Source organism: Moorena sp. SIO3I6 (assembly GCF_010672095.1).
In genome coordinates this window covers 1-4,705 of record NZ_JAAHHU010000342.1, presented here as the reverse complement: position 1 = coordinate 4,705, position 4,705 = coordinate 1, and the positions used below count along the sequence as shown (strand labels likewise).

Below are 4,705 nucleotides of genomic sequence, written 5' to 3'. Positions count from 1 at the left end.
GGGATGGTCTTGCACCATCATGGTTATCAAGTTGTCATGGTTCAGTTTCCTGACCAGGCGGCTAATCCTCCAAGCTTTTTTTTAGGGCAAGGTTTCTAGCCAACGAATCGCACTCTCCTGAAGCGTTCGGATTAATAATCCAAGTTCCGACGTGCCCCGTCGTACTTATGGCTCGATTTCGGATATTGATGGCAGCGTTATGGTCTCTGTCAAGTTCACATCCACATTCACAGACGTGAGTCCTGGTAGATAGTGATTTCTTGACGACCTCGCCGCATTCAGAGCAATTTTGACTGGTATAGGCGGGATTTACTGCAACAGTTATCCTGCCAAATTTAGTCCCAAAATGTTCTAACCATTTCCTAAATTGATACCAACCAGCATCATTAATAGACTTAGCGAGACAGTGATTTTTCACTAAATTTTTAACTCTTAAATTTTCGTAGGCGACCAGGTCGTTAAACCGGATTACGCAACGTGCAAGTCTCTTTGCATGTTCCTCACGCTGCCTACTTATTTTAAGGTGCTGTCTACCTAGCCTATTGACCGCTTTTCTTCGATTGGATGAGCCTTTCTTTTTCCGGGAAACCCGGCGTTGATAAAACTTTAAGCGCTTTTCCCCTTTTCTATAAAATCGGGGATTAGGTTCGGAATGACCATTGGAATCTGTATAGAACTCTTTGAGTCCTACATCTAGTCCAATCATCTCACCGGTGTGCTCTATTTCCTCTTTCACGTTAACTGCAACGCAAAATTGGACATAGTACCCATCGGCTCGCTTTACTATCCTAACCCGATTAATTTGCTTTTTGTCGAAGCGCCATAAATCCCAGGTGCCTTTGAGTTTAAGCTTTCCAATCCCCTTTTTGTCCGTGAACGTTATCGATTTATTATCAGGGGATAATTTCCATCCTGATTTCTTGTATTCGACTGACCGAGCACGTCTTTGGAATTTTGGAAAACCCTTTTTCCCTGGGACTTTTTTCTTGCAGTTATCGTAGAAGCGAACAATCGATGACCATGCCCTCTCAGACGCAGCCTGACGAGCAGTAGAGTTTAACTCATTAGCAAAAGGGAACTCCTTAGCAAGGATTTTGGAATACCTGCTAAGGTCACTTTTCGAGGTTCCTTTATTGTCCAACCACAAACTAAGGCAGCTATTTCGGATGAATTTAACAGTCCGGATTGCCTCATCTATAGCTGAATATTGGGACTCTCTACCTTTGGCTTTAAACTCTAATATAATCACCGAATATCGACCTATTTTGAGATATTTTTATAATAACACACTAGTATAAAAGTGTAAAATACTAGTCAAGATTTTTTCACGGCGGCTAAAGACCCCTGCGTTCACGAAGTGTCGGCTACGGCGAGCCTTCATCCCCGCTCGCTTTGTGACGGGGCTTTCGGCTTTCGGGGATTTTTGTAAACATTCAGCCAGGCTCTACCCGATTAGCTATCAGGAATTTTATTCAAAATAGATACAAACGTCCCCAAAATAGGGAATAAATAAATATAGATTATATCCCTCATTTCTTAGCAACAGGATGGAGCAATCTACTCTCACTTTACCCCCCCAACTCACCACCTCTGAACCAATCCCAGTTGTTCAGACCTCCCAACTGCGCAAAGTTTACCGCACCGGCTTCTGGCTCAATCAAAAAATTGAATCCCTGAAAAATTGCTCCCTAACCGTCTATCAGGGAGAAACCTTTGGATTACTCGGTCCAAATGGAGCCGGGAAAACTACCCTGTTAAAAACCTTACTAGGAATTGTCCGTCCTACTGGCGGAGAAGGATGGTTACTGGGACATCCCCTTGGTAATGTTAAGGTCAAGCAGCGCATCGGTTACTTACCAGAAAACCCCTACTTCTATGACTATCTCACCGGCTGGGAATTTTTGCACTTTACCGCTGGACTATTTCAAATTCCCCATCAGGTAAAACGTAAACGTATTCCTAGGCTGTTAGAACTCGTAGGATTGTCCCAATCAGCAGCACGAAAGAAACAACTACGTCAGTATTCTAAAGGGATGCTCCAGCGCATCGGTATGGCCCAGGCTCTGATTAATAACCCAGAAGTAGTATTTCTCGATGAACCCATGTCCGGTCTTGACCCGATGGGACGCTACCAAATCCGAGAGATTATTATGTCTCTGAAAGCTCAAGGCAAGACTATTTTCTTCAACAGCCATGTCTTGTCAGATGTGGAGAAAATATGCGATCGCATCGCGATTCTCGCTAATGGGGAATTAATTTGTATGGGAGCGTTAGATGAACTTTTGGGTACCGATAACACCTACCGAGTTAAAGGCAAAGGTGGGAATATAGACATTATTAAACGGTGGCTGATGGAATTGGAATTTGAGGATGACTGCTGGTACGGTCAATTACGAGGGGAACCCCAAGAGTTTATAGCTTCTCTGAGACTGATGGATGCCCAATTGATGAGTATGACTTTAAATCGTCCTTCATTGGAAGAGTTTTTTATGAAGCAGTTGAATAATCCATCTGAGTAGGGAGTCGGGAGTAGGGAGTCGGGAGTCGGGAGTCGGGAGTCGGGAGTCGGGATCCAGCAGAATCCCTGAGACGGGCCGTTTGATATAATCGTTTAATGTTTGATAATACTTGCAAGTTCCTCGCTGAGAGCTTTTCCGAGGATTTTGCCTCCTGGTTACTTGGTGAAGCCATCACCATGACCCAACTCAGTCCATCTGAACTGTCCCTTGAACCCATTCGAGCGGATGCTTTGATTTTGCTGAATTCTGATGATTTTGTCCTTCACGTCGAGTTTCAGACTCAACCTGACTCAACTATGGCCTTCAGAATGGCAGATTACCGCCTGAGAGTTTTCCGCCGTTTTCCAAATAAGCAGATGCGCCAAGTGGTCATTTACTTGACCCGTTCAACTTCTGAACTCGTTGATCAGACAGCGTTTGAGATTCCTGGTACTCGTCACGAATTTGAGGTGATTCGGCTATGGGAACAATCGACTCAGCCGTTTCTGGAATCGACGGGGTTATTGCCCTTGGCTGTGCTGACACAAACCCCCGACGCTGCTCAAACCTTGCGTCAGGTGGCTGCAAGAGTTGAGACGATTCCAGAAATGAGGATACAGAGCAATGTGGCTGCGTCCGCTGGGATTCTAGCAGGGCTATTATTAAAGAGGGACTTGATTAACCAGGTTTTACGCAGAGATATCATGGAGCAGTCTGTAATTTATCAAGACATTAAGGATGAAGGCCGTCACGAAGGGGAACAATCTCTAATCCTCCGCCAACTCTTGCGTCGCATTGGCGAAGTGTCCCCAGAAATGCGATCGCAGGTTCAAGCCTTATCCCTCCCTCAGCTTGAAGCTTTGGGGGAAGCGTTGTTGGACTTTACGAAACCCGACGATTTGGATGAATGGATGCGTTCACTATCTGTTGCTGATAGTAAATCGAACTCGTAAGTTTAGCTTTGGGTGCGTCAGCCCTACGGGCATAACTGCGCTGACCGCACTACTTCTCAACTAAGATTAACGAGAATGCGATCGCCTTTGGCCACGCTTTGCGATCGCTGGTGACAACAGAATCATTGATTGTCAAGGTCTTTTTTTGCTCTAATTTCTTGAATGTCTTGCCAAAAATCAGATCTTGTCACATTTTTTAGAGACTGTTGAGGTTCTTGAGTATAATCACCAAAACCCAATCCTACATCTTGTAAAAAACGAATTGCATCAACTTGCGCTAATTCCTTAACTAAGGCATAATAGCCTTTTTGTCTTAATTCAATTGGTGTCATTTAAGATTCAGCCATTACTGCCCCTTGGTTTAATCATACCTCGAAGGGAATTGTAATCAATAGCTTAAGTTTAGCATTCGATCCCCATTTCATCGATGTCGAGTGATTCCCTTCAAAGTTGAAAGAGGCGTACGCATTTATGTAACGTCAGTTTTGGTTAAGCGTACGCACTTCTTTCCCAACAGTTTTTGGAGAGCGATCGCATCGCACTGCTTCAGGAAAGTCCCCATCCAGCAGAATCCCTGAGACGGGCCGTTTGATATAATAGTTCCATGTTCGATAATACTTGCAAGTTCCTCGCTGAGAGCTTTTCCGAGGATTTTGCCTCCTGGTTACTTGGTGAAGCCATCACCATGACCCAACTCAGTCCATCTGAACTGTCCCTTGAACCCATTCGAGCGGATGCTTTGATTTTGCTGAATTCTGATGATTTTGTCCTTCACGTCGAGTTTCAGACTCAACCTGACTCAACTATGGCCTTCAGAATGGCAGATTACCGCCTAAGAGTTTTCCGCCGTTTTCCAAATAAGCAGATGCGCCAAGTGGTCATTTACTTGACCCGTTCGACTTCTGAACTCGTTGATCAGACAGCGTTTGAGATTCCTGGTACTCGTCACGAATTTGAGGTCATTCGGCTATGGGAACAATCGACTCAGCCGTTTCTGGAATCGACGGGGTTATTGCCCTTGGCTATACTGACACAAACCCCCGACGCTGCTCAAACCTTGCGTCAGGTGGCTGCAAGAGTTGAGACGATTGCAGAAATTAGGATACAGAGCAATGTGGCTGCGTGCGCTGGGATTCTAGCAGGGCTATTATTAAAGAGGGACTTGATTAACCAGGTTTTACGCACAGATATCATGCAGCAGTCTGTAATTTATCAAGACATTAAGGATGAAGGCCGTCACGAAGGGGAACAATC

Annotated in this window: 6 protein-coding genes; 3 read left to right on the top strand and 3 right to left on the bottom strand. The window is 44.9% G+C overall.

Features of this window, described 5'->3' with window-relative positions; genetic code table 11:
* Positions 1–61 precede the first annotated feature (61 nt).
* Positions 62–1,249, bottom strand: coding sequence for a transposase (locus F6K49_RS35645; protein WP_293104373.1), 1,188 nt, complete (start codon positions 1,247–1,249; stop codon positions 62–64).
* A 298-nt stretch (positions 1,250–1,547) separates the two neighbouring features.
* Between F6K49_RS35645 and F6K49_RS35640 the strand changes: the two genes are divergently transcribed.
* Entirely contained in the window at positions 1,548–2,519 is a 972-nt protein-coding gene (locus tag F6K49_RS35640; protein WP_293026222.1) for an ABC transporter ATP-binding protein, read from the top strand.
* Here the strand turns inward: F6K49_RS35640 and F6K49_RS35635 are convergent.
* Positions 2,488–2,697 carry a hypothetical protein gene (locus F6K49_RS35635; protein WP_293026240.1) on the bottom strand — a complete coding sequence of 70 codons (210 nt, stop codon included), beginning with the start codon at positions 2,695–2,697 and terminating at the stop codon, positions 2,488–2,490. The two genes, F6K49_RS35640 and F6K49_RS35635, sit on opposite strands and share 32 nt — an antisense overlap.
* Here F6K49_RS35635 and F6K49_RS35630 point away from each other — a divergent pair.
* Positions 2,615–3,451: an Rpn family recombination-promoting nuclease/putative transposase gene (locus tag F6K49_RS35630; RefSeq protein ID WP_293026224.1), complete on the top strand. Its 837-nt coding sequence runs from the start codon at positions 2,615–2,617 to the stop codon at positions 3,449–3,451. The genes F6K49_RS35635 and F6K49_RS35630 overlap by 83 nt on opposite strands.
* A gap of 122 nt (positions 3,452–3,573) precedes the next feature.
* Here the strand turns inward: F6K49_RS35630 and F6K49_RS35625 are convergent, their stop codons facing one another.
* Positions 3,574–3,783, bottom strand: a complete 210-nt coding sequence (locus F6K49_RS35625; protein ID WP_075897592.1) for a hypothetical protein — start codon at positions 3,781–3,783, stop codon at positions 3,574–3,576.
* A 272-nt stretch (positions 3,784–4,055) separates the two neighbouring features.
* Between F6K49_RS35625 and F6K49_RS35620 the strand changes: the two genes are divergently transcribed.
* The coding region (locus F6K49_RS35620) for an Rpn family recombination-promoting nuclease/putative transposase (protein ID WP_293104370.1) at positions 4,056–4,705 on the top strand (650 nt) is incomplete at its 3' end.